The following is a 22,972-nucleotide window of genomic DNA, read 5'->3' as shown; positions in this document are numbered from 1 at the left end:
CCCTGTCGATGGCCAACCAGGCCGACCAGGGCGTGCTCCAGCTGCTCCGTTAATCTCGGTTCGGCAAATATCGGAAAAGGCGGGCCTCGTGCCCGCCTTTTCTTTTTTCGCCTCCCCTATCGGCACGCCGAGATGGATTAGGCTACAACGATCACGAATTGATTCAATTCGGAGGCATGCAATTGGCGCTCAAGGTCGAACTGAAGCCGGGTGAGAAGCTGCTGGTGGGCAATTGCATCATCACCAACTCGGACCAGCGCACGCGGCTGTTTATAGAGGGCCAGGCGCCTATTCTTCGCGAAAAAGATATTCTGACGCCAACGACTGCCGATACGCCGGCCAAGCGCGTCTATCTGGCGGTCCAGATCATGTATATAGAGAATAATACTGATGTTCTGCGGCGGGAATACTTCTCCCTGATCAATGATATCGTCACGGCTGCGCCGTCCAGCATGGCCATTGTGGATCGAATTAGTAACGACATCTTAACGGGCGCATTGTACAAAGCTCTTAAGTCGGCGAAGCAACTTATTCAATTCGAACAGGATCTTATCGAAAATGCAGCATCACGGGGCGCAAGCTTATCAGCAGGTGACCAAGACCGTTGAGACCCCCCGCGAGCGTGAAGCGGCACTCCTGATCAAAGCCGCCGCTTCCCTGCAGAATATTCGCGATACCTGGCCGCAAGACTTCGATCAACTGAGCAAGGCGCTGACATTCAACCGCAAGCTCTGGACCATCTTCATGAGCTCCGCCGCCATGGAAGACAGCCCCCTCCCCCAGCAGGTCCGCCAGAACATCGTCAACCTCGGCCTGTTCATTCTGAATCAAACGCGCGAACTGACCATGGAACCCCAGCCGCACAAGCTCGACGGCATCATCAACATCAACCGCCAGATCGCCGCCGGCCTCCGCGCCATGCCAGCCTGATCGACACGAACGACAAACAATAAGCCCTCGACCTCGGTCGGGGGCTTTTTTATTTTGCACGATACCGACCCGACATCCCAAACAAAAAAGCCCCCGGCCGAGACCAGGGGCTTCATCATCGCTAATCGTCGGCTACATGTAATTGGACAGGCTGAGCTTGCTGACCGCCGCCGTCACCTGGTAGCTCGCCTGCAACCGGGTCTGCAGCGCCAGGATCGCCATGGCGGTGTCGTTCTGGCTGACCGTTTCGACATTGGTCAGCAGGTTTTCCAACTGGTTCTTGTAGTTGGTGTGGCGCTCCGTGGCGCTGTGGCTGGCCATGGTGGCCACCGACAGATCCATGGTGATGCGCTCGATCGAGCCGGCCTCGGAATTATGACCTTCCGACATTGCCCTTTGCTGCCGGCTGGCCATGCCGTCGAACAGTTCCCGTGACTGCCGATAGCCGGCGCTGACCGCGGCTTCGTACTCTTCCAGCTTGGCCACGCGGGTGGCGTCGTCCGGCAGCGCCATGGCATCCAGCCTGATCTGCTCGATGCTCGGCGTGGCGCGCACGTCGGCTTCCACCGGATACTGCGTCACCGCCAGGGCCGCCTGCGTCCGCACCAGCTTCAGCAACCCGCTTTCAGTGGCCTGGATGCCATACTTGGCCGTCGTCGCATCGTCGACCTTGGCGGCAACGCTGGCGCGAGGATCGGCGCTGGTCTGGCCCGCATACCAGAACACCACGTCATTGGGATCGGCATCCACGAGGCTGGTGGCCGGAGGGCCGCCCGCTGGGCGCTTGGGCACGCCATTATCGTCGAAGAAATCGTTGGCCGCGGCGAATGTCGATGCCGCCTGCAGTTCCCCGCCGGTCTTTTGCTTGAGGCTGGTCTCCAGCGCCGTGCGGAAATTGGCGGCCATCACGTCCGGATCGGCATCGATCTGGAACGAGCCGGCTCCCGGAGGGGAGTCCGTCGTGGCCGTCAGGGTCAGTTGCGTCTCGCTGCCGTCCGGCAACGTCATGCCGACGATGACATGCTGACCCGGCGTAGGCTCGGCGGAGAAGGTCACCGACAGGTCTTTCGGCGTTCCGGCAGCCTGGGTCACCGCAATCGCCGGAGCGCCGTTGGTGGAGATCGTGGAGAGCTTGTAGCCAAACGGATGGGTGCCATCCTCGGCCAGGTGCACCGCGCCGCTGCCGGCGACGACTGCGGGCAGGCTCAGCCGCCCCATTTTGTCCGTACCCTGGTCGGCGGCCATGCGCTCGGACAGGATTTGCCGGTAGCCAAGCCGGCCGCCTTCACCGTTGAGCAGCACGTCGGTGGTCTGGACCGGCGGCTTGTCGGTGACATTGCCGCCGAACAGATAGCGTCCGGCAACATCCTGGTTCAGCATGGTGACGACCTCGTCGAGCCGGGCAAGCGACAGGCCCGGCAGCGTCGCCATGTTGATGTCGTTGGTGCCATAGTCGCCCGTGGTCACCGCGGTGCGCGCTTCGCTCTCGATCCCGTCGAACCGGGTCATGGATTTGTCCAGAAAGCTCAGGCGCAGGTCGATAATGTCGATATTGCCCTTATAGCCCTCGATCTTGTCGAGCCGCGAGCGCACGCTGAGCGACATCGGCAGGTCGCGGCCCATGCCGGCCAGCGTTGATGCCTTCTGGCCGCTGCCGAGCTGCATCTGCATGTCCGACAGCTGCTGCTGCATCTGCGAGATCACGGAGAAACCGGTCTGCACCGGGAACATCGTTTTGTTGACGATCATCTTGGTTCTCCTCAGACGGCGTTCAGCAGGGCGGTCAGCAGTTCCTTGACCACTCCCACCACTTGCGCATTGGCGGAATAGGAGTTCTGCAGGTCCATCAGGCGCGCCATTTCCTCATCGACATTGACCCCATATTCAACGCCCATCTGTTGAACAATCGTGTCCAGGGCGAGCTGCCGGTCCGAACTCTGCGTCAACACCTTCTGCGTGCTGGAGCCCTGGAAGCCGATCACCTGGCTGATGATGTCGCCGAGCTTGCCGCTGAGCTGGAACTGCCCCTTGTCGGACGCCGGATTGCCGCCACCAACGAACTGCATGCTGTTGAGCTGGTCGATCATCATGTTCGGCCGCGCCGCGTCGCCCAGGGTCTGCCCGGCCTGCGCCCGCACCATCAGGCTGTTGTCCGCCAGCACCGCATTGTTGATGGAGATGCGCGCCGCGAAGCCGAGCTTCTGCGGCGGACTGCCGTCCAGATCGTTGGTGAAGGCGCCGTTGTCGGAATCCACGAACAGGTTGAGCGCCAGGCCCTGCCCCTGCAGTCCCGTCGAGGTGCTGCGCTTGGTCAGGCCCGTCACCTGCGTGGTGCCGGCGCCCGTAAAGTCCAGTTGTCCGGCATTGGCCGCGACGGTTACGCCCAGCGACGGCCCATTGGCGGTGCTGGCAAAGGCTGCGGTCAACTGGCTGACCACGGCCGCATCGCCCGACGCCATGTCGACGCCGATGACACGGTTTCCCGAAGCATCGCGGTAATCCACGTTGGGCTGCTTGGTATTGACGATCTTGACCGTCTGCTCGACGCCGCCGACCTTGACCTTCAGCATCAGATCGTTGCCAGGAGCTACATTTGTCGTGTTCGACGAATAGCCATTGGGGATCGCCGTGCCGGGCGTCTGGACGGTCGAAAACGCCTGGGCCAGGTTGCCGGCGATTTCGTCGAGCTGCGACTGCGCCTCGACCAGCGTCTTGTCGCGCAGCGTCAGCAGCCCACCCAGTTCGCCGCCCTGGATCACGCTATGCTCGACCAGGTCCACCTTGAGGCCCGAGGGCGTCGTCAGCGTCAGCTTGCCGGTCTTGGCCTTGCTCGGATCGGTGTCGAACTGCGAGGTGGCCGCCAGACTCCCGGCGCTATCGAAGCTGAACACCGACACGGCGCCGTCGATAAGACCGACGCCCGAGCGGGTCATCAGCGCCACGGTGCCGTTGGGCCGGTAATCGGCCTGTACGTCGATCAGTTCGGACACCGAGGAAACCAGCCGGTCGCGCTGATCCGCCAGCGCGGCCCGCGACGCGTCGCCCGTGCCCAGGTCCAGCATGCGCGAATTGACGTCCTGCAGCGATGACAGCAGGCCGTTAAGGCTCTCGACGTCGACAGCGATCTGCCCCTCGGTCTCACGGCGCAGGTCCTGCACGGAGTTGGAGAGGCGATTGAGGTTGCTGGCCATGTCCTGGGCCGTCTGCACGGCCTGCCCGCGCGCCGTATAATCGTCGGGGCTGGTCGCCAGGGTCTGCAATGAATTCTGGAGCTTGCCGAACAGCGTATCGAGCGATCCAGCCGAGCCCGGCTTGCCCATCACACCCTGTAGACGATCCAGGTAGTTCGCCTGCACGCTGGACGTCGCTGTGTCGGAAACCTGCCGCGTATAATAGGTCTGCAGGCTGGTGTTGAACGCCCGGTTGATACCCGCCGTCCGGCCATAGGTCGAATTGGCCGAGTTGTAGTCGATGATGTTCAGCGACTGCTTGTGGTAGCCCGGTGTGCCCGCATTGGAGATATTGCGGCTCAGCACCGCCAGCGCGTCCTGATTGACGTGCAAGCCGGAAACCGCGTTATTCAGCGACGTTGTAAGACCCATTCTTGAGCTCCTCACAAAGGGTTTGGGCCCGGATCAAAATTGACCGGGCCCGGAGTTGATCCAAATTCTGGATCAGCGGATCATGCTTAGAGCCTGCTGCAACATGTCGTTCGCCGTGCTGACGATCTTGGTGCCGGCGGCATAGGCCTGCTGGGTGATGATGAGCTTGGTGAACTCGTCCGAGATGTCCGAGTTGGACGCCTCCAGCGAGCCACCCAGGATGCCGGTACCATTTGTGTCCAGCATGGGCTCACCCGACTCCTTGGTCGCCGTGAATACGCCACCATCCATACGCTTGAGCTGGTTGACGGCGTTGAACTGCGCCGTCACCACCTGCGCCATGTCGATGCGCTCGCCGTTGGAATAGGTCGCCACGACACGGCCGTTATCGCTGATGCCCACGGACACGAATTCGCCCGCGCCATAGCCGTTCTGGTTCAACGTCGAGGTACTCACCTTGCCGTTGACGTCGGCCTGCTGGGACATGCCGCCAGCGCCATGCTGCAACTCGACATTGCCCACACTGACGCCATTGACCGTGAGGCCGGTAATGGTGGTGGAGGTCACCGGCGGGTTCATCGAACCATCGGGACCAAAGACATATTCCTGGTCGACGCGCGTCCACATCGGGGCAGTGCCGGTCGCGGTGCTGTCCGACATGTAATAGAGGTTCCACGTATCGGCGTGACCGACACCCGAAGCCGCGCTGTCCACCTTGGCCCACTGCATGACCACGACGGCCGGCGCACCGTTCTTGGCGTAGGTCGTGAGCGAGCCACCGGCCACGGAGTCGGCCAGGAACTGCGAATTGCTGCTGGCGGGGATCGTGGAAAGACGCGCCAGGACCGGAGCCGGGATGGAATCGGGGCTGCCGGTCGCTGGCAGGCCCATAACGCCACCAGCGGCCGTTGCGCTCAACGTCGCCGTCTTGTTGCTGCCCAGGGACACCGAGATTTGTCCACCGCTCAGTCCCACGGTCGCGCTTTCTGCGCCCGCACCGCCAAGGGTGCGGAACTTGGTCTGCATGTCGGCCAGCGCGGCGTCGATGCTGACCGGCGGAACCGTACGAATGTCGACGCCCACATTGGCGCCCGCATAGGCACCGGCGGCGCCATCGAAGAACTCAAAATTCACTGCGGTGCCGGTGCTCGCCTTGAACGTAACGACGTCGCCGGCGTTCACGATGCTGTCCATGGCGGCTGCGCCGCTCAGCCCGCCCGTACCGGTCGTTGTCGCCGGGGCGGCGTAATCGACCGTATTCATCAGCTCGCTGCCCCTGACGGTGGCGTCATAGCTGGCATTCTTGGGCAACTGGGGCAGGTTGGCCTGATAGTTGATGCGCGTCGTCTGCTGCGCCGGCAGGAAGGCGTTGGAAAGCTTGATCACGCCCGGGACTGCGCCGGAGACGTTACCGGTCTTGATGTCGACCGGCAGGCCCTTGAGATAATATCCGGCGCCGTTGACCAGCAGGCCATCCTTGTCGATCTCGAAGTCGCCGCGACGGGTATAGAAATCAGCGCCCGAAAAGGTTGGCGAACCATCCGCCATGCCGCTCTTGGGCTCGACCACGAAGAAGCCATTGGAATTGAGCGCGATAAAGGTCTCGTTGGTGACCGACTTGATATCGCCCTTCTCGCCATTGGTGCCGCGCGATTGTGCCGAGACCGCACCAGCCACCTGCTGCTTGACCGGGGCGTCGGCAATCATATCGGAGAACGAGGTTTCGATGCGCTTGTAACCCACGGTCTGTGAGTTGGCGATGTTGCCCGAAATGTTCTCCAGCGCATGGGACTGAGCCCGCAAACCGCTGACCGCAGTGGAAAGAGCCCCGTAAATGCCCATCAAAAAACTCCGTGGAATCCATTGGCGCCAGGCGACGCCTTCGCCCATAGCAATGCAATTGCGGTGCCAACTGAGTTAACCATTGATTTTGTTGATTAATTAACGCGGCGCTCGATCACGCAACCGCCCAGACCGGCAACTCCGTCCGGGCCGGCGGTAGAAATTGCCGCCTGCTTGTGAAGTTGCCGCCATTCGATTAAACGCAAAGCCAGTTGCTCCCCCGCGTCATTCCCCCTTTTGCAAGGCGTGGCGTGGTGGGATGGAAGGGCCGCGATGCTGTTCAAGAATGCCGACGAGTTCGTCAAATCCACCCATCGCGCGGTAACCGTGTTCGGCATGGCCGGCGTCGGCAAGACGCGGCTGAGCGCCATGCTGCGCAGCTCGAACTGGTTCCACTATTCGGCCGATTACCGCATCGGCACGCGCTATATGGGCGAGCACATCGTCGACAACTTCAAGCGCGAAGCCATGAAGAACCCCTTCCTGGCTGAACTGCTGCGCTCGGACTCGATCTATATCTCGTCCAACATCACCTTCGCCAATCTTGACCCGCTGTCGACCTATCTCGGCACGCCCGGCAATCCCGATAAAGGCGGCTTGCCGCTCGAGGAATACCAGCGCCGGCAGGACCAACACCGCGTTTCCGAAATCGCCGCCCTGCGCGACGTGCCGCACTTCATCGAGCGCGCCAAGGCGCTCTACGGCTACGACGACTTTATCGCCGATACCGGCGGCTCGCTGATCGAAGTCGTCGACCCGACCGATCCGCATGATCCGGTCATCGAGACGCTGACCGCCAGCACCGCCCTGCTCTACATCCGCGGCACCGAAAAGGACGCCGCCCAACTTGTCGCCCGCTTCAAGGCCAGCCCCAAGCCGATGTATTACACGCCTGCCTTCCTCGTTCGGAAATGGGCCGAATACAAAGCGCTGAATAAGATCGCTGAGGATTGTGAAGTCGATCCGGCCGGTTTTGGCGCCTGGGGCTTCGAGGCACTGCTCCACGACCGCTTGCCGCGTTACCAGACACTGGCGGACAATTTCGGCTATGTGGTGGAAGCCTCCGACCTCGCCATCGTGCGCGACGGCGACGAATTCGTCGACCTGATGGCCGCAGCGATCGAACAGCGAATGCGCTAGCGCGCCTCCTGCGGGAGACGCGCCTGCCTGCATCGCCATCTGTCGCCACTAACGAACCCGAAAGAGGGTCACATGCCTATTCGCATTCCCGATGATCTGCCCGCCCGCAAGACGCTCGAAGCCGAGGGCGTCAACGTTATGGATTCCACCCGCGCCGCGCGCCAGGACATCCGCCCGCTCCATGTCGGCCTGCTCAACCTGATGCCCAACAAGGAACGCACCGAAACCCAGTTCGCCCGCCTGATCGGCTCGACCCCGCTGCAGATCGAGCTGACGCTCGTCCGCGTCTCCGATCACCAGTCCAAGAACACCCCCGAGGACTATCTCAAGACCTTCTACAAAACTTGGGAAGAGGTGCGCACGCAGAAGTTCGACGGATTCATAGTCACCGGTGCGCCGGTCGCCAACATGCCTTTCGAGGAGGTCCGCTACTGGCCCGAAATGCTCGAAATCATGGACTGGACCAAGACCAACGTGCACCAGGCCATGTTCATCTGCTGGGGCGCACAGGCCGCCCTGCACCATTTCCACGGCGCGCAGCGCTACCGCATGGCCGAAAAGGCCTTCGGCGTGTTCCGCCACCAGGTGACCAACCCGCTGTCGCCCTTCCTGCGCGGCTTCTCCGATAGCCCGATGATCCCGGTGTCGCGCTACAACGACATCGACAAATCGACGCTGGGCGCCAATCTGGAGGTCCTCATCGACAACGCCGAAATCGGCGTGTGCATGCTGGGCGACCTGCAGCGCCGGGCGATCTATTTCCTCAATCACCTGGAATACGACAACCGCTCGCTCGCCGACGAATACGAACGCGACGTCAAGGCAGGCCTCGCGCCCAAGCAGCCTACGAACCTGTTTCCCAACGGTGACGTCACCGCCGTCCCCGAAAACCGCTGGCGCAGCCACGCTCATCTGCTGTTCCAGAACTGGATCAACGAGATGTACCAGACTACCCCATACGAGATGGACGAGATCGGCCGCTAACGTCAAACCTGCAATAGCGCCCAAACTCGATCGGCACCCTCCCCTTGCGGGGAGGGTTTGGGAGGGGTCGCCCCCGATACCCTTAGTGCTTCTCCACGCTCTCCTTCAGCCCATCCAGCATCATCTTCCAGTTCTTGGTATATTCTGCCTTGGTCTTGGCATCGATGTCGGCCGCCTCGCCCGTATTGATCTGGCTCAGCCGCACCCGCGTCTTGCCGCCGCTGGGTTCCAGCACATAACGCACCACGTGATAATTCTCCGGCCGATCCGGCTCCCCGTTCATCGCGCTCCAATGAGTAAAGCTGAGCTCCTTGCCCTCCTCGAACCGCTGAATCTCTCCGTGATCCTCAAACTTCTTGCCCTTCCAGTCGCCCGAAAAGGTAATCTTGTGGCCGACTTTCCAATCGGTCTTCACGTCGGTGCCGGCGAACAGCGCCGACTTCCCCTGGGCCGTCATGGCTGACCACACCGTCTTGGGATCGGCCGCGATAACGGTATCGACTTCGACAACAGGTTTTTGCATGGCACGTCTCCTTCATTAGGAAAACGCCTGGGCCTTTCACCCGTTCCGCCCGCCCCACCAGCACTTACCTTCTACCGGCACACCGAGGATGATCACTTGGCACAATCTCCCACGACGGCTCCCGGACCTGGCCGCTGGCCTGCCTTGCCGCTCCGATGGGACTATCCTAGGGTAAGTCCTCGCCGCTTTCCGGCGGAGCCTCATGCGGTTGGCTTCGCTTTATCGCGCAATTTCGGCAGGTCGATTTGTCAAAGGGGCCACCTTTATGACCGTTACCAACCTTGCTCGCGTCACCATTCATCAAATTCGCGTCGATGACGCTCATTCGGTTGCCGGCGAACCTGGCAGCTTCGCGGAATGGAACCTGGTCTTTGCCGTCAATGGCCAGCTAGCGTTCTGGCGGCAGGACGTACCGCTCAGCGCCGGCCTGATCGGCCCCGGCTCCAACATCTACCCCCTCAGCATGAGCTTCGTGGTGCCCCTGCTCAATGGCCAGGTCCGCATCAGGATCAGCGGCGACGAAATCGACGACTGGCCCAATCCAGACGACAAGATCGAGCCGATGGAAGTCCTGCGCAACCCCGCCGAGGAATTCCCGCTCGGCGCGGTCTGGCAAAGCGCCAGCGTCTCCGACCTGCTGGGCGCCAACGGCACGACCAACTGGAGCCCCTATCCCCGCGATACCGAGACCATTGGGGGCTATACCATCTGGTATTCGATTACCCCGGTGGCGGCCGAAGGGTGGGACGACACGCGCCAATATATCCCGCTGTTCCGCGAGGGCTGGGTGGATCGCAATGGCTGGTCGGTCAACGATTGGACCGGCTTCACCAAAAACCAGGACGACTGGATCGCGCAGGGTCTGCGGCTGCGCCGGGTATCGAGCTGCCTGACCGATGCCAACCAGCCCCGTTTCGCCAATACCAACAGCCGTACCTTTATGGGCATCTACAGTGCCGGTTCCGGGCCATGGCAGTTCTGGCTCATGGACGAGCCGAATTTCACCCACAAATACAATGACCTGAGCAAACAGAAAATCCGCTGCGACGACATCTTCTGCTATCGCGAAGATGGCCAGACCATGCTCGGCGGCACCTTCAGCGGCGATGGCGAGCCGACCGAACTGGTCTTGCTCCCCGGTGAAAAGTTCGAGGCCGACTGGCGCCAGCGCCGCGACAACCGCCAGCGGCTGGTTTCGATCGATACGTTCCACGACGGCAAGCTGCGCTGGTATGTGGGCCTTTATGAAAGTGGCGATTATGACCAGCTCCTATCGCTGCGCGACACCTGGAAGGGGCTGATCGACCGCAAAGGCGAGCTGCGCGAGAAGGGCCTGCGCATGGAGGACTATGCCGCCTACAATGAAGGCGGTGAACTGCTGCTTTGCGCCATCTGGAATAGCCAGCCCAAAGACAGCGGCCAGGACTGGATCATGCAGGAAGACAGCTTTTCCAACCTCGAAAGCCGCATCGATTTCAACTGGTCGCTCGGCCGCCATATCCAGGGGCTGGATTCCTGGTCCAAGGGCGATCCCGAATAGACCGGCACGTGCAAGGGCTGCCTCCAGCCCCTTGCATTGCCCCACCAACACCCTACTTTCTGCCGGCACACCGAGGATGATCGCTTGGCACAATCTCCGACGACCATCGTCGACGAACTGGGCATTGCCCTCACCAATCTCGCCGATGCCGCCACCGGCAATTTCACCCCCACCCTGCGTCTTGGCGTCACCGGCCTCAGCCGCGCCGGCAAGACCATTTTCATCACCGCGCTGATCCATAACCTGCTAACCGGCGGCCGCCTGCCCGGCTTTGCGCCACTGGCCGAAGGCCGCTTCATCGGCGCCCGCCTGGCCGAATATCCCGAAGCCACCATCCCCCGCTTCGCCTACGAGCAGCACCTGGAAGCCCTCATCGGCAAGACCCCGATCTGGCCCGAAAGCACCCGCCGCATCTCCCAACTGCGCATCGTGCTGAAATACCAGTCCACCGCCTGGTTCTCGGGCATGCGCGGCCCCTCCACGCTCAACCTCGATATCGTCGACTACCCCGGCGAATGGCTCCTCGACCTCCCCTTGCTGACCATGAGCTTCGCCGATTGGAGCCGCGACGCCCTCGAGCGCGCCCAGCGCTCCGGCTCCGGCAAGGAAGCCGGCCCCTTCCTCGACATCCTGGCCAGCATCGACACCAAGAAGGACGCCAACGACCCCGACGCCGAAAAGCTCGCCGCCGCCTTCACCGACTATCTCCGCCGCAGCCGCGAACACGGCGCGCTCTCCACCCTGCCCCCCGGCCGCTTCCTGCTGCCCGGCGACTTGGAGGGCTCCCCCGCGCTCACTTTCGCCCCACTGCGGCCACCCACCATGCCGCAGCGCAATACCAGCCTCTACGCCATGCTGGAGCACCGTTACGAGGCGTACAAGGACCAGGTGGTCCGCCCCTTCTTCAAGGATCACTTCGCCCGCCTCGATCGCCAGATCGTGCTGGTCGATACTTTACGCGCGCTCAATGCCGGCCCCGCCGCCGTCGCCGACCTCGAAACTGCGCTGACCTCGGTGCTCTCCTGCTTCCGCCAGGGCGATACCAACCCGCTGCTCCGCCCCTTCGTGCGCAAGATCGACCGCATCCTGTTTGCGGCCACCAAGGCCGATCACGTCCACCACACCAGCCATGACCGGCTCGAAAGCATCCTCAACCGCCTCGTCGCCGATGCCAGCAAGCGCGCCCGCTTCGTCGGCGCCGAAACGCGCTCCATCGCGCTGGCTGCCATTCGCGCCACCCGCGAGGGCACCATCAGCGAAGCCGGCGAAACCTTGCCCACCATCATCGGCACCCCCATGGCGGGCGAGGTGCTTGACGGCACCAAGTATGACGGCAAAACCGAAATCGCCTTGTTTCCCGGTGACTTGCCCGAACGCCCGGATTCACTCTTTGAAGACGGCACGCCGGTTTCGCTGAATTTCCTGCGCTTCGTGCCGCCGCAAAAGCTCGACCGCAACGCCGCCGGCGACCCCATCTTGCCGCATATCCGCTTCGACCGGGCGCTGGATTTCCTCATCGGAGACTGGCTGAAATGAAACGCCCCATCGCCCGCCCCACCGCCACCACTGCCGAGCCCGACGACAGCATCCGCCTGCCCCGCGCCTTCCTCCCCACCAAGGTTGAAATCACCGAAACCGATTTCGATCCCGCAGCGGACGAGGCCCTCGTCGCCCCCGCCCCCAAGCCGATGGGTTGGGCCGCTCGCGCCGCTTGGACCGCGGGCGGCATCCTCGTGTCCACCGGCATCGGCCTTGCCGCCGACCGCCTCATCCGCGACCTGTTCGCCGCCAATGAATGGCTCGGCTGGGCCGGCATCGGCGTCCTCGCCATCTTCGTGCTCGCCGTCATCGTGCTGGCGGCCCGCGAAATCTTCGCCCTGCGCCGCCTCAAGGTCCTGGACAGCCTCAAGCGCGATGCCGCGCTCGCCACCGCTAACAATGACCAACATGCCGCCCAGCACGTCGTCAGCCGCCTGGAGGGCATCTATACCGCCCGCGCCGACCTCGCTCGGGCCCGCCAGTCCGTCGCCGACAATGTCCCCCACCTGTTCGACGGCCATGAAATCATTGCCCTCGCCGAACGCAGCCTGATGGCGCCCCTCGACGCCCGCGCCAAGGCACTGACCGCCGCCTCCGCCCGCCGTGTCGCTTTGGTCACCGCCGTCTCGCCGCGCGCTTTGGTCGACATCGCCTTCGTCATCTACGAGAGCATCCGCCTCGCCGGTGCCATTGCCGCTCTTTACGGCGCCCGTCCCGGCTTCTTTGGCTTCTGGCGGCTCACCGGGGCCATCCTCGCCCATCTCGCCGTCACCGGCGGCCTGGTGCTGACCGATGGCATTGTCGAGCAACTGGTCGGCCAGGGCATTGCCGCCAAGCTCTCGGCGCGACTCGGCGAAGGCGTGGTCAACGGCCTGATGACGGTTCGCGTCGGCATCGCCGCCATGCGAGTCGTCCGCCCGCTACCCTTCGAAACGCAAAAACAGCCCATGGTCCGGGACTTTATTCCAGAACTGACCAAAGTCGCCCAACCTACCACCTAAATGCATGGCTGGAATGATGTTGCTGCATATCACCTAAATATGGGCAGTTTCTTCTAAGATACTTTTGGATATTCCGGGCGTTTGCCAATGCGGTCGCACAACATCTATGCGGGACGCCGCCCATGGACACCAAAAGCATGACAATCTGATGACTTGAAACAGATCATAAGTGTGCTTACCTTCACCGTAGGCGATTGATAACGCTAAAAAATCAAGCGCTACCGCAGTTATATCTAGCGGACCTCAGCATAGCCGGGGGCCGAAAGCGTAACTGTGTCCGTAAGTAAAGGAAAAGTAAAAATGAACGTCTATTTGAAATCTGGTTTTGCTGCTGCAGTTGTTGGCCTGGGGATCTTTGCGAGCGCTGGTTCTGCTTTCGCCGCTGGTTGCCTGACTCCCGACCAGACCTCCCAGTCGCTGATCGACCACAATGACTCCGACTACGATGCCGTTGCTGCAGCCAACGTTAAGGGCTTTCGTTGCGATGTCGTGGGTTCCGAATATTCGGTTCAGCAGCCTGCCGCCAAAGTGACCCCGAAGGTCTACTTCCAGGCCGCTCCTGAGCAGGAAACGGCCCAGAGCATCATGGGCGACTAATCTATCACGATGCCAGGGCGCCCATAGGCGCCAGGCAACCTCTCGCAGACGAATGTATACCCCGACCCGGAATGCAGGGGCTCCGGGCCGGAGTAGGCGAGACGCCCTCCGACCACCTGATCCAAAAAAAGCTGAATGACGGTCACCGCTTGCCCTACCTGGGTTGGCGGCGCGCTGTTTTGTCCCGTGTGGCTCATATCACGCCAAAATTCAGGCCCGGCCCGCCACGCGCGCTATCGGTTCCCAACCAAACCAAGCCAGAACATAGATGCATAGCTGAAATGATCCGGCCGCATATTGCTAAACACCGGGCAGTTTCTTCGGAGATACTTTTAGCTGTTGCGGGCCTCTGCGCTTGGCCCGGCACCACGTCTGTGCCGGTGCTGGCCATAGATGGCCAAAGCATGACCATCTCTTAACTTGAATGCCGCCCCGACGCTGCTTAAATTTCACCTAGACGACTGAAAACAAACGAAAATCAGTCGCCATCACCACCCTATCCAATGGCCTTCAGCGCAGCTGGATCGCCAGCTGCCGGGTATGGCCTAAAGTAAAGGAGAAGTAACATGAACACATATGTGAAATCGGGTTTTGCTGCTGCCGTTGTTGGTCTGGGAATTTTGGCGACTGGCGGCTCCGCCTATGCCGCTACCGGTTGTCTCACCCCTGACCAGTCCAGCCAGTCGCTGGTCGAGCACAGCGATGCGATGCAGGATGCCGTCACGGCAGCCGATACCAAGGGCTTCCGCTGCGATGTCGTAGCGTCTGAGGTTTCGGTCCGCCAGCCCGGCGCCAAGGCAATCAAGGTGGTCCCAAAGGCCCCCGTGGCAGCGCCCAAATACGATATGCCGCTGAGCATCATGGGCGACTAATTCGTTACGATGCCAGGGCGCCCACGGGCGCCAGGCAATCTCTCGCTGATGATTGTATACCCCGACCCGGAATTGCCGGAGCTCCGGGCCGGAGTAGGCGAGACGCCATCCGACCACCCGCCCCCCTTGGATGCCACTTGCCAACACCGCTTGCCCAGCAAGCGGCTGCCGCGGCTACTCCGCCGCTTGCTTGAACTCCGCCACCCGGCCCATCCGGGCTGGCACGGCATCGGGATGCTCGGCAAAATACTGCCGGCGGGCATCGAGCACCTTGGGCCGGTTCTGTGTCGCCCATTGGCCGATTGCCTTGAGCGGCACCTGCAGGTCACGCCCCAGATCGGTCAGTTCATAATCCACCCGCGGCGGAATCGATGGCGTCACCGTGCGGGTCACGAAGCCATCCATCTCCAGATCGCGCAACGTCGCGGTCAGAACCTTCTGGCTGATGCCGCCGATGGTGCGCTTGATCTCGCCGAATCGCATCGGCCCGCCCGCCAGTTGCGTGATGATCAGCACGGTCCATTTGCCGCCGATCTGATGCAGGATTTCGCCGACTGGGCGGCAATCGTGGTGGGGATCAATTGGTTTCATTTTGGTGCCTGACGTATCGAAAAAGTGCCGTCTTGCGGCGATTTTCACAGTCACTCATATAGCGTCAGTCACCAACGGATACCAGTGAGATTATCGTGAAAACTGTCGCAGTCATGGTCGGGAGCCTGACCAAGAATTCCATCAACGCCACTTTTGCCAAGGCCCTGGAAAAGCTGGCTGCGGGACAGCTCAAGTTCGACTATCTCGATATCGGCAGCCTGCCCCATTACAACAACGACCTGTGGGATAACCCGCCCGAGGCTGTCACCAAGCTCAAGGCTCAAATCGCCGCCGCCGATGCCGTGCTGATCGTCATGCCGGAAATCAACCGTTCCTTCCCCGGCGTAATCAAAAACGCTCTCGATTGGGGTTCGCGCCCCTGGGGCCAGAGCGCCTGGCTGGGCAAACCCGTCTCGCTCGTCGGCACCACGCCCGGCGCCATCGGCACCGCCGTCGGCCAAGGCCACCTGCGCCAGATTCTGCCCCTGTTCGATCTGGTCGTCATGGGTCAGCCTGAAGTCTATTTCCAGACCAAGCCCGGTCTGATCGACGAGCATTTCGAGATCACCGACGACGTCACCCGCGGCTTCCTCACCGGCTACCTCGACAAGTTCACCCGCTTCATCGACCACCACGGCCCAAGGGAAGCGTTGGCGGTTGCGGCGGAATGATCTTCACCTCTCCCTTTTGGGGGAGAGGTCGACCCTCTTGGGTCGGGTGAGGGGGCCTTTACCGGGTGATGTGCGTGGGGAAGGCCCCCTCACCCGTGGCTGCGCGCCGACCTCTCCCCCAAAGGGAGAGGTGAAGTAAGCTTCGCCCCGTCTCAGGCCGCCACGTCATCCTTGGCCGCACTCGCCGCCAACGTCACCTTCAGCCCATCCAGCTCATCGCTCATCAAAATCTGGCAGCTCAGTCGCGAGTTCGAGCGCACATCCCCGACCGTATCGAGCATGTCCTCTTCCCCGTCGCTCGGTGCCCCGACCTTATCCAGCCACGCTGCGTCGACATAAACATGGCACGTCGCGCAGGCCATCGCCCCGCCGCACTCGGCCTTGATGTTCAGCCCCCAGTCGCGGATCACTTCCATCACGCGCCAGCCTTCGAGCGCTTCCAGCTCGTGGTCTACCCCCGCCTGGTCGGTGACGTTGACGATCATCAGGCGACCCCGAGCTTCTTCTGCAGCTTGGTGGAGCTGGTGGTGTACTGGAACACCACCCGCTCGTCAGGCGATACGATCTTTTTGGCCCGCTGCGCCATCAGCGCCGCCTCATGGAAACCGCTGAGGATCAGCTTGAGCTTGCCCGGATAGGTATTGATATCGCCAATTGCGAACAGGCCGGGCACCGAGGTCTCGAACTTCTCGGTGTCCACCACGATCAGGTTGTCATTCAGCTCCAGCCCCCAGTCGGCGACCGGACCCAGCTTCATCGTCAGCCCAAAGAACGGCAGCAGCCGCGTCGCCGGAATTGAAAGATCGCCCGCATCCATGGTCAGGTGCACATGGTTGATCTGCCCATCCGCGCCATCGAGCTTGGCAACCTGGCCCAGCAGGAAGTTGATCTTCCCGTCCATCACCAGCTCGCGCATCTTATTGACCGAAGCCGGCGCCGCCTTGAACGCATCGCGCCGATGCACCAGCGTCAGCGACCGCACGATCGGCTGCAGGTTCAGCGTCCAATCTAGGGCCGAGTCCCCGCCACCGACGATCACCACATCCTGGTCGCGGAAGTCGTCCATCTTGCGGACCGAGTAGAACACCGACTTGTTCTCGTACTGCTCGATCTCGGGCACCGGCGGCCGCTTGGGCTGGAACGAGCCGCCACCGGCCGCGATCACCACCACCTTGGCTCGGAACACCTCATCGGCATCCGTGGTCAAAACGAACGAACCATCATCCTGCTTGACCAGCGAATTGACCATGCGGTTGAAATGAAACTCCGGCGCAAACGGGCTGATCTGCGCCATCAGGTTGTCGACCAGCGCCTGCCCCGTCACCACCGGAAAGCCCGGAATGTCATAGATCGGCTTTTCCGGATAAAGCTCGGCACACTGCCCGCCCGCCCGGTCCAGAATATCGATGAAATGACACTTGAGATCGAGCAGCCCGAGTTCGAACGCCGCGAACAGCCCACAGGGCCCCGCGCCGATCACAACAACATCGGTGACGATTTCATTTCCGCTCATAATGGTCTCAACAGTTCAGGGCCGAAGCCCCTATTACTCTCGACGTCATCCCCGCGAAAGCGGGGACCCATTCTTTTTACGCCGCAGAATGGTTCCCGCCTGCGCGGGAATGACGCGGTGGTGGTAGGCTTGCTCAGTGCGCCCGGCGCAGATACGGCCGCGTGCCCACCGGCACTTCGGTGATGCCGACCGGCTGGTAGAAGATCGCCACTTCCGGCAACCGGTTCTCTTCCAGCGCCTCGCGCGTCGGCTGATGCGTCACCACGAACGCATTGACGCCGCAGCGGCGCATCAACGGGATCTGGTCCTGCAACACGTCGCCCACCGCGCGGATTTCGCCCTCATAGCCATAGCGCTCCGCCAGCAGTCGGGCGGTCGAATAGCCCCGCCCATCGGTAAACGCCGGAAACTTGATCGCAATCGACGAAAACCGGCTCAGGTCGCCCTGCACCGTCTCGACATTGTCTCCGGGAGACACTAGCAGCCCGAGCGGCGCCTGATTATCCAGAAACGCCTCGCGATTGGCCAGGAACACCGGCAGCGGCACGTGCTTGTAGCGCGCGGACGCAGCCTCGTCGCTGTCCTCCCAGGCATGGAAGGGATCGGCGATAAAGGCGCCATCCTTGTAGAGCGTGAACTTGGCGGCGTTCATCGGCGAGGCAATCGCTCCGTTGAAATCGAAGTGGATGCCGCACTCTTTCTTGTTGAGGCCGCGCCACCGTCCGGCGCGCGGGTCTTCTCCCTCGGCAACCACCGAGGTGCAAGGCGCGCAGCCGATTGATTTATAGCCCATAGAGAACAGCGGGTGCTCGGGCAAGCCGTGATCGATCTTGTACTGGTTGACATCGGCATCGCTAAAATAGGCCAGCGGATTGACCTTGATGCGATCGTCGCTCGTCAGCTCGAAATGCGGCAGCACGCCGCGTTCCTTGGTCTGGAAGCGCTTGCGCCCGGTCACCCAGCCGCCGAACTGCTCGGTAATGGGCTCCAGCGGCTCGGTTTTGCGAATGTGGCAGCACGAATCCGGATCCGTTTCCCACAATTCGCCATTGGGATCGAAGCGCTTGATATCAGCCGGATCGGGATGAATGGCGATGACATTCATCAGCCCGAGCTGCTTCTTCAGCGTCTCGACATAGGCCATCGTCTCGGGAAAATGCTTGCCCGTCTCGAGGAAATACACCGGCAGGCTTGGATCGACCTGCGCCACCAGATGCAGCAACACCGCCGAGTCCGCCCCGAACGACGACACGATCGCCACGTCGCCCGGCAAAATTTCCCGCGCGGCCTGACGCAGCACGCCGACGGCGTCCATCTCGTCGAACATGCCGTTGAGCGCCAGAATGCCCAGCGAGCGCAGCTTGTCGGGTTTGCGTTCCGAATGCAGCATATTAGGAATGGCCATAACGGGCCTCCAAATTGATAATCTGCGCGGCAGCGCCACCTCTACCTTGGGGGAGAGGTCGACCCTCTTGGGTCGGGTGAGGGGGCCTTTTCTGGGTGCGGTGTTGGGGAAAGGCCCCCTCACCCGGCGCTACGCGCCGACCTCTCCCCCGTAGGGAGAGGTGAAGAGCGTTAAGCGTTGCCATACAGCGCCTCCTTGAAGGGCGCTTCGCCCAGCCGCCGATAGGCAGCGATAAAGCTCTCGTCAGCGCTTATGCGCCGCGCAAGATAGGTATCGACCAGCGTCTCGATGGCGTCCGGCACCTGCTCGGCCTCAAAGCCGGGTCCGATGATCTTGCCCACCGATGCGTTTTCGGTGGCGTCCCCGCCCAGCGTGATCTGATACAGCTCGCCGCCCTTTTTCTCGACGCCCAGAATGCCGATATGGGCCACGTGGTGGTGGCCGCAGGCATTGATGCAGCCGGAAATCTTGATCTTGAGATCGCCGATATCCTGCTGCCGCTCCGGCGCCGCGAACTTGCGTCCGATTTCCTGCGCGATCGGGATCGACCGCGCCGTCGCCAGCGCACAAAAGTCCATACCCGGGCAGCAGATGATGTCGGTAATCAACCCCGCATTGCCTTCGGCAAGCCCAGCCGCCACCAAACCATCATAAACCGTCCGCAGATCGCTGATCGCCACATGCGGCAACACCAGGTTCTGCTCATGGCTGACGCGCAATTCATCGAACGCATAGCGCTCGGCGATATCGGCCACCGCGTCCATCTGCACGTCGGTCGCGTCGCCCGGCGCGCCGCCAATTGGCTTCAGCGAAATCGTCACCGACGCATAACCGGGCTGGCGATGCGAATTGATGTTGTTGTCAAGCCAGCGCCCATAGGCAGGATCGATGATCGACTCATACGCCACGTCGATCTTGGTCGCCGTCCCCGTCTTGAATTCCGGCGGCGCGAAATAAGCCGTGATGCGATCCACCTCGTCCTGCGGCAGAGTCAACACGCCCCCGCGCACCTCGGCAAACTCGGCCTCGACCTGGCCCTTGATCGTCTCCAGGCCCTCTTCATGCACCAGGATCTTGATACGCGCCTTGTACTTGTTGTCCCGGCGGCCATAGCGGTTGTAAACGCGCATGATGCTTTCGAGATAGGCGAGCAGGTGCTCGTTGGGCACGAAGCTGTTGATCAGCTTGGCGATCATCGGCGTACGCCCGAGCCCACCGCCAACCCACACTTCCCAGCCGATTTCACCGGCGCCATTGGTGGCCGCCTGCAAGCCGATATCGTGGAAGCGGATCGCGGCGCGATCATTCGGCGCGCCCGTCATGGCAATCTTGAACTTGCGCGGCAGATAGGTGAATTCGGGATGCAGGCTCGACCACTGCCGGATAATCTCGGCGATCGGTCGTGGATCGATGATCTCGTCGGCCGCCGCCCCGGCGAACTGATCCGCCGTGGTATTGCGAATGCAATTGCCCGAGGTCTGGATGGCATGCATCTCCACCGACGCCAGCTCACTCAGGATCGCCGGCACATCACGCAGCTTGGGCCAATTGAACTGTATGTTCTGGCGCGTGGTGAAATGGCCATAGCCGCGATCATAGGTCCTCGCGATATGGGCAAACTTGCGCATCTGCCGGCCATTCAGGGTGCCATAGGGCACGGCGATACGCAGCATATAGGCGTGCAACTGCAGATAGAGCCCGTTCATCAGCCGCAGCGGCCGGAACTGGTCTTCGCTCAATTCCCCCGACAGGCGGCGCGCCACCTGGTCGGCAAACTGCGCCGTACGGCCCTCTACGAAGGCCGCGTCGAATTCGTCATATCGATACATGACCGTCCTCATCCAGATGCTGGCGGCCGAAAGTCTTGCCGTTCCATGCGATTGTCGTCGGCCCGGCTGCCCGGATGCGCTCGCGCATGCGCTTGGGGATTAGGTGCCCGTTGAGGTCCTCGACCTCTTCGATTTCAATGCCGACGATACGGCCCGTCGCCTTCGACGCTGCAATGGCGCCATCGCGCGCTTCCGCCTCGTCTTTGCCGAACATCCGCGCAGCCTGCAGGCTCTCGCCCCAGTTGCCATGACGGTCGAGATAAACCGCCGTCCCTGATGTCAGTTCGTTGCCAGCCAGTATTTCCATGCTCATGCCACCTTGAAGCCCTGCGCGGCGATCGTGGCGGCGTCCGCCCAATCCCCTGCCGCAACGGCCTCGCCTACGAAAATGATTGCCGGCCCATCGGCCAGTTCCAGCACCTCACTCGACAATGCGCCCAGCGTGCCGCGATAGAATGACTTGTTGGCGCGACCCGCATTGACCACCACGCCCACCGGCAATGTCGCCGCAGCGCCCTGCCCGATCAGGCGAGTGGCAACTTCGGACGCGATCGACTTGCCCATATAGAGCGCCAGCGTCAGCCCAGACTGCGCCAGCGAAGCCCAATGCGCCAGGTCGCTATCGTCGGCACCATGCGCCGTCGCCATCACAAACCCACTCGAAACCTTGCGCAAAGTGACCGGCGTCGCCGTATCGGCCGCCGCCGCCAGCGCCGCGCTGACGCCCGGCACGATCTGGTAGCCGATACCGGCCTTGCGCAGCGCCGCGATTTCCTCGCCCGCCCGTCCGAAGATCATCGGATCGCCCGACTTCAGCCGCGCCACCTTCTTGCCCTCAAGCGCCAGCCGCACGATCAGCGTATTGATCTGCGCTTGCGAAAACGAATGGTGCCCTTTGGCCTTGCCGACATCGATCTGCTCGGCATCGCGACGCCCCATCTGCACCACGGCAGACGGCACCAACTGGTCATGCACGATCACATCGGCTTCCTGCAACAGCCGCTGCGACCGCAGCGTCAGCAGGTCCTCGGAGCCCGGACCAGCGCCGATCAACCAGACCACGCCCTGCCCTTGCCGGCCCACAACATGCTGGTCCAGCAGTGCCGACGCCGCCGCCTCGCCCTCGCCGCGCAGTTCTGCGGCTTCAACCTCCGGCGAGGTCACCAGCGCTTCATAGAACCGCCGCCTTGCCGCGCCCTCATGAATCAGGCTCTCCACCTTTTGGCGTAACCCACCGGCCAGCTTGGCGATTTTCCCGATCCGCGGCGACAGCATCGCCTCGATCCGCGCCCGCACCAGCCGCGCCAGCACCGGCGCATCGCCTTCGGTCGAAATCGCCACCGTCAGCGGCGCGCGATCAATGATGGATGGGGTGTAGAAATCGCATTCGGAGGGAACATCGACCACATTAAGCGGAATGTTCTGCGCCCGCGCCGCCGCCTTCGCGGCCTCCGCATCGGCACTTTCCTCGGCCACGAACACCAGCGCCGCGTTATCAAGGTCGGCGGCCACGAATGCCCGCACGAAAACCTCGACCACAAATGCCGAAAAATCGATCTCGATGTGCTGGGAGATAATCACGACTGTTGCAGTCGTCTTAGTGACCAACCGGACTTTGTTGAGGGCTTCTTCTCCACCGCCGATGATGACGATGCGCTTGCCCTGAACTTTGTAGCTCAACGGAAATGTGTTGAGGTCGCCCATTGGATTCCTGTCAGTGAGAGCCGGAAACTACAGCAAATGCGGACTTCACAACAAGGCATTGAAATTCAATCGCTTTTATATTTCCCGCTGAGGCGCGCCCGTAGAACGCCGCGCGACACTATCCCCCAAAGCCGCTAAAAGAATCTTTGCGCAGGCGGCGAGAAGAAAATTCTACTTCGGGATTGGGGACGACCAGGAACTCCGCCACCCCTCATCCGCCCTTCGGGCACCTTCTCCCACAAGGGGAGAAGGGACAGAGCCGAGAGTCCTCAGTCGTCCCCCCTCGCCCCTTGCGGGAGAGGGACAGACCTGACGCGTTCAGCGGAAGGTCAGGGTGAGGGGTCGCGATGCCCGGGCAGGCAGCCTATCCCTGCCGCGTCGGCACATGCAGAACCAACCCATCCAGATTATCCCGGATCTTGATCTGGCACCCCAGCCGGCTGGTCGCCTTCACATCAAATGCGAAATCCAGCATGTCCTCTTCCATGTTCGACGGCGGCCCGACGACTTCGGTCCAGGCATCATCCACATAGACGTGACACGTCGCGCAGGTGCACGCGCCCCCGCACTCGCCGATGATCCCCGGCACGCCGTTGATGACGGCCGTCTCCATCACGGTCGAACCGTTCTGCGCCTCGGTCTCGATGCGCTCGCCATCGGGCTCGACGAAAGTCACTTTTGCCATTTCA

Annotated in this window: 22 protein-coding genes; 10 read left to right on the top strand and 12 right to left on the bottom strand. The window is 62.0% G+C overall.

What is annotated here, in order from left to right; translation table 11 throughout:
- The first annotated feature begins 182 nt into the window (after positions 1-182).
- Both flbT and flaF read left to right on the top strand, forming a co-directional pair.
- Complete coding sequence (gene flbT, locus ABIB57_RS13030; RefSeq protein ID WP_299731056.1) at positions 183-608, top strand: flagellar biosynthesis repressor FlbT; 426 nt, start codon at positions 183-185, stop codon at positions 606-608.
- Positions 592-930 carry a flagellar biosynthesis regulator FlaF gene (gene flaF / locus ABIB57_RS13025; RefSeq protein ID WP_354041343.1) on the top strand — a complete coding sequence of 113 codons (339 nt, stop codon included), beginning with the start codon at positions 592-594 and terminating at the stop codon, positions 928-930. Before flbT ends, flaF begins: the two co-directional genes overlap by 17 nt.
- A gap of 132 nt (positions 931-1,062) precedes the next feature.
- On the opposite strand, the gene ABIB57_RS13020 is transcribed toward flaF, so the two are convergent.
- The 3 genes from ABIB57_RS13020 to ABIB57_RS13010 all read right to left on the bottom strand — a co-directional run bounded on the left by ABIB57_RS13020 (position 1,063) and on the right by ABIB57_RS13010 (position 6,374).
- A complete protein-coding gene (locus tag ABIB57_RS13020) occupies positions 1,063-2,679 on the bottom strand; it encodes a hypothetical protein (RefSeq protein WP_354041341.1) in 1,617 nt (538 codons plus the stop codon).
- An 11-nt stretch (positions 2,680-2,690) separates the two neighbouring features.
- Complete coding sequence (gene flgK / locus ABIB57_RS13015; protein WP_354041340.1) at positions 2,691-4,532, bottom strand: flagellar hook-associated protein FlgK; 1,842 nt, start codon at positions 4,530-4,532, stop codon at positions 2,691-2,693.
- A gap of 72 nt (positions 4,533-4,604) precedes the next feature.
- Complete coding sequence (locus tag ABIB57_RS13010; RefSeq protein WP_354041338.1) at positions 4,605-6,374, bottom strand: flagellar hook protein FlgE; 1,770 nt, start codon at positions 6,372-6,374, stop codon at positions 4,605-4,607.
- A gap of 273 nt (positions 6,375-6,647) precedes the next feature.
- On the opposite strand from ABIB57_RS13010, the gene ABIB57_RS13005 reads away from it, so the two are divergent.
- Together ABIB57_RS13005 and ABIB57_RS13000 are read left to right on the top strand one after the other, a co-directional pair.
- A complete protein-coding gene (locus tag ABIB57_RS13005) occupies positions 6,648-7,514 on the top strand; it encodes an ATPase (protein WP_354041337.1) in 867 nt (288 codons plus the stop codon).
- Positions 7,515-7,586: 72 nt separating this feature from the next.
- Positions 7,587-8,498, top strand: coding sequence for a homoserine O-succinyltransferase (locus tag ABIB57_RS13000; protein WP_354041336.1), 912 nt, complete (start codon positions 7,587-7,589; stop codon positions 8,496-8,498).
- Between the two features lie 82 nt (positions 8,499-8,580).
- Here the strand turns inward: ABIB57_RS13000 and ABIB57_RS12995 are convergent, their stop codons facing one another.
- A complete protein-coding gene (locus ABIB57_RS12995; RefSeq protein WP_354041334.1) occupies positions 8,581-9,021 on the bottom strand; it encodes an SRPBCC family protein in 441 nt (146 codons plus the stop codon).
- A gap of 265 nt (positions 9,022-9,286) precedes the next feature.
- Between ABIB57_RS12995 and ABIB57_RS12990 the strand changes: the two genes are divergently transcribed.
- From ABIB57_RS12990 to ABIB57_RS12970, 5 genes are all read left to right on the top strand, one after another.
- Positions 9,287-10,561 carry a hypothetical protein gene (locus ABIB57_RS12990; RefSeq protein WP_354041333.1) on the top strand — a complete coding sequence of 425 codons (1,275 nt, stop codon included), beginning with the start codon at positions 9,287-9,289 and terminating at the stop codon, positions 10,559-10,561.
- Positions 10,562-10,645: 84 nt separating this feature from the next.
- The gene (locus tag ABIB57_RS12985; RefSeq protein WP_354041331.1) at positions 10,646-12,097 is read left to right on the top strand and encodes a YcjX family GTP-binding protein; all 1,452 of its coding nucleotides are present in this window, start codon (positions 10,646-10,648) and stop codon (positions 12,095-12,097) included.
- Positions 12,094-13,101 (top strand): YcjF family protein, encoded by a 1,008-nt coding sequence (locus ABIB57_RS12980; protein ID WP_354041329.1) that lies wholly within the window; start codon positions 12,094-12,096, stop codon positions 13,099-13,101. The genes ABIB57_RS12985 and ABIB57_RS12980 overlap by 4 nt, the downstream gene beginning before the upstream one ends.
- Positions 13,102-13,401: 300 nt before the next feature.
- Positions 13,402-13,698 carry a hypothetical protein gene (locus tag ABIB57_RS12975; RefSeq protein ID WP_354041327.1) on the top strand — a complete coding sequence of 99 codons (297 nt, stop codon included), beginning with the start codon at positions 13,402-13,404 and terminating at the stop codon, positions 13,696-13,698.
- A gap of 566 nt (positions 13,699-14,264) precedes the next feature.
- Positions 14,265-14,570 carry a hypothetical protein gene (locus ABIB57_RS12970; protein WP_354041326.1) on the top strand — a complete coding sequence of 102 codons (306 nt, stop codon included), beginning with the start codon at positions 14,265-14,267 and terminating at the stop codon, positions 14,568-14,570.
- Positions 14,571-14,744: 174 nt separating this feature from the next.
- Here the strand turns inward: ABIB57_RS12970 and ABIB57_RS12965 are convergent, their stop codons facing one another.
- Positions 14,745-15,161: a winged helix-turn-helix transcriptional regulator gene (locus tag ABIB57_RS12965; RefSeq protein WP_354041325.1), complete on the bottom strand. Its 417-nt coding sequence runs from the start codon at positions 15,159-15,161 to the stop codon at positions 14,745-14,747.
- 95 nt (positions 15,162-15,256) lie between these two features.
- On the opposite strand from ABIB57_RS12965, the gene ABIB57_RS12960 reads away from it, so the two are divergent.
- Positions 15,257-15,832: an NADPH-dependent FMN reductase gene (locus tag ABIB57_RS12960; protein WP_354041323.1), complete on the top strand. Its 576-nt coding sequence runs from the start codon at positions 15,257-15,259 to the stop codon at positions 15,830-15,832.
- A gap of 152 nt (positions 15,833-15,984) precedes the next feature.
- Here the strand turns inward: ABIB57_RS12960 and ABIB57_RS12955 are convergent, their stop codons facing one another.
- The 7 genes from ABIB57_RS12955 to ABIB57_RS12925 form a co-directional block, all read right to left on the bottom strand.
- Complete coding sequence (locus tag ABIB57_RS12955) at positions 15,985-16,317, bottom strand: 2Fe-2S iron-sulfur cluster-binding protein (protein WP_354041321.1); 333 nt, start codon at positions 16,315-16,317, stop codon at positions 15,985-15,987.
- Positions 16,317-17,345: an NAD(P)/FAD-dependent oxidoreductase gene (locus tag ABIB57_RS12950; RefSeq protein WP_299731106.1), complete on the bottom strand. Its 1,029-nt coding sequence runs from the start codon at positions 17,343-17,345 to the stop codon at positions 16,317-16,319. Before ABIB57_RS12950 ends, ABIB57_RS12955 begins: the two co-directional genes overlap by 1 nt.
- 133 nt (positions 17,346-17,478) lie before the next feature.
- Positions 17,479-18,750 carry a phosphoadenylyl-sulfate reductase gene (locus ABIB57_RS12945; protein ID WP_354041319.1) on the bottom strand — a complete coding sequence of 424 codons (1,272 nt, stop codon included), beginning with the start codon at positions 18,748-18,750 and terminating at the stop codon, positions 17,479-17,481.
- Positions 18,751-18,920: 170 nt separating this feature from the next.
- Entirely contained in the window at positions 18,921-20,579 is a 1,659-nt protein-coding gene (locus tag ABIB57_RS12940; RefSeq protein WP_354041318.1) for a nitrite/sulfite reductase, read from the bottom strand.
- On the bottom strand, positions 20,566-20,886 hold the full coding sequence (locus ABIB57_RS12935; protein ID WP_354041317.1) for a DUF2849 domain-containing protein: 321 nt from the start codon (positions 20,884-20,886) through the stop codon (positions 20,566-20,568). Before ABIB57_RS12935 ends, ABIB57_RS12940 begins: the two co-directional genes overlap by 14 nt.
- Positions 20,887-20,888: 2 nt before the next feature.
- Positions 20,889-22,283, bottom strand: coding sequence for a siroheme synthase CysG (gene cysG, locus ABIB57_RS12930; RefSeq protein WP_354041316.1), 1,395 nt, complete (start codon positions 22,281-22,283; stop codon positions 20,889-20,891).
- 364 nt (positions 22,284-22,647) lie between these two features.
- Entirely contained in the window at positions 22,648-22,968 is a 321-nt protein-coding gene (locus tag ABIB57_RS12925) for a 2Fe-2S iron-sulfur cluster-binding protein (RefSeq protein ID WP_354041314.1), read from the bottom strand.
- Positions 22,969-22,972 lie beyond the last annotated feature (4 nt).

This window comes from Devosia sp. UYZn731 (assembly GCF_040546795.1).
Lineage (GTDB): Bacteria > Pseudomonadota > Alphaproteobacteria > Rhizobiales > Devosiaceae > Devosia.
This window is presented reverse-complemented; position numbering and strand designations above follow the sequence as displayed.

Excerpts from the sequence above, each read along its gene's own strand:
- ABIB57_RS12945 (WP_354041319.1), bottom strand. The coding sequence starts at position 18,750 with ATGGCCATTCCTAATATGCTGCATTCGGAACGCAAACCCGACAAGCTG.
- ABIB57_RS13005 (WP_354041337.1), top strand. The coding sequence starts at position 6,648 with ATGCTGTTCAAGAATGCCGACGAGTTCGTCAAATCCACCCATCGCGCG.
- ABIB57_RS12995 (WP_354041334.1), bottom strand. The coding sequence starts at position 9,021 with ATGCAAAAACCTGTTGTCGAAGTCGATACCGTTATCGCGGCCGATCCC.
- ABIB57_RS13020 (WP_354041341.1), bottom strand. The coding sequence starts at position 2,679 with ATGATCGTCAACAAAACGATGTTCCCGGTGCAGACCGGTTTCTCCGTG.
- ABIB57_RS12990 (WP_354041333.1), top strand. The coding sequence starts at position 9,287 with ATGACCGTTACCAACCTTGCTCGCGTCACCATTCATCAAATTCGCGTC.
- ABIB57_RS12925 (WP_354041314.1), bottom strand. The coding sequence starts at position 22,968 with ATGGCAAAAGTGACTTTCGTCGAGCCCGATGGCGAGCGCATCGAGACC.
- ABIB57_RS12935 (WP_354041317.1), bottom strand. The coding sequence starts at position 20,886 with ATGGAAATACTGGCTGGCAACGAACTGACATCAGGGACGGCGGTTTAT.
- flgK (WP_354041340.1), bottom strand. The coding sequence starts at position 4,532 with ATGGGTCTTACAACGTCGCTGAATAACGCGGTTTCCGGCTTGCACGTC.
- ABIB57_RS12950 (WP_299731106.1), bottom strand. The coding sequence starts at position 17,345 with ATGAGCGGAAATGAAATCGTCACCGATGTTGTTGTGATCGGCGCGGGG.
- ABIB57_RS12970 (WP_354041326.1), top strand. The coding sequence starts at position 14,265 with ATGAACACATATGTGAAATCGGGTTTTGCTGCTGCCGTTGTTGGTCTG.
- ABIB57_RS13000 (WP_354041336.1), top strand. The coding sequence starts at position 7,587 with ATGCCTATTCGCATTCCCGATGATCTGCCCGCCCGCAAGACGCTCGAA.
- ABIB57_RS12965 (WP_354041325.1), bottom strand. The coding sequence starts at position 15,161 with ATGAAACCAATTGATCCCCACCACGATTGCCGCCCAGTCGGCGAAATC.
- ABIB57_RS12975 (WP_354041327.1), top strand. The coding sequence starts at position 13,402 with ATGAACGTCTATTTGAAATCTGGTTTTGCTGCTGCAGTTGTTGGCCTG.
- ABIB57_RS12980 (WP_354041329.1), top strand. The coding sequence starts at position 12,094 with ATGAAACGCCCCATCGCCCGCCCCACCGCCACCACTGCCGAGCCCGAC.
- ABIB57_RS13010 (WP_354041338.1), bottom strand. The coding sequence starts at position 6,374 with ATGGGCATTTACGGGGCTCTTTCCACTGCGGTCAGCGGTTTGCGGGCT.
- ABIB57_RS12955 (WP_354041321.1), bottom strand. The coding sequence starts at position 16,317 with ATGATCGTCAACGTCACCGACCAGGCGGGGGTAGACCACGAGCTGGAA.
- cysG (WP_354041316.1), bottom strand. The coding sequence starts at position 22,283 with ATGGGCGACCTCAACACATTTCCGTTGAGCTACAAAGTTCAGGGCAAG.
- ABIB57_RS12940 (WP_354041318.1), bottom strand. The coding sequence starts at position 20,579 with ATGTATCGATATGACGAATTCGACGCGGCCTTCGTAGAGGGCCGTACG.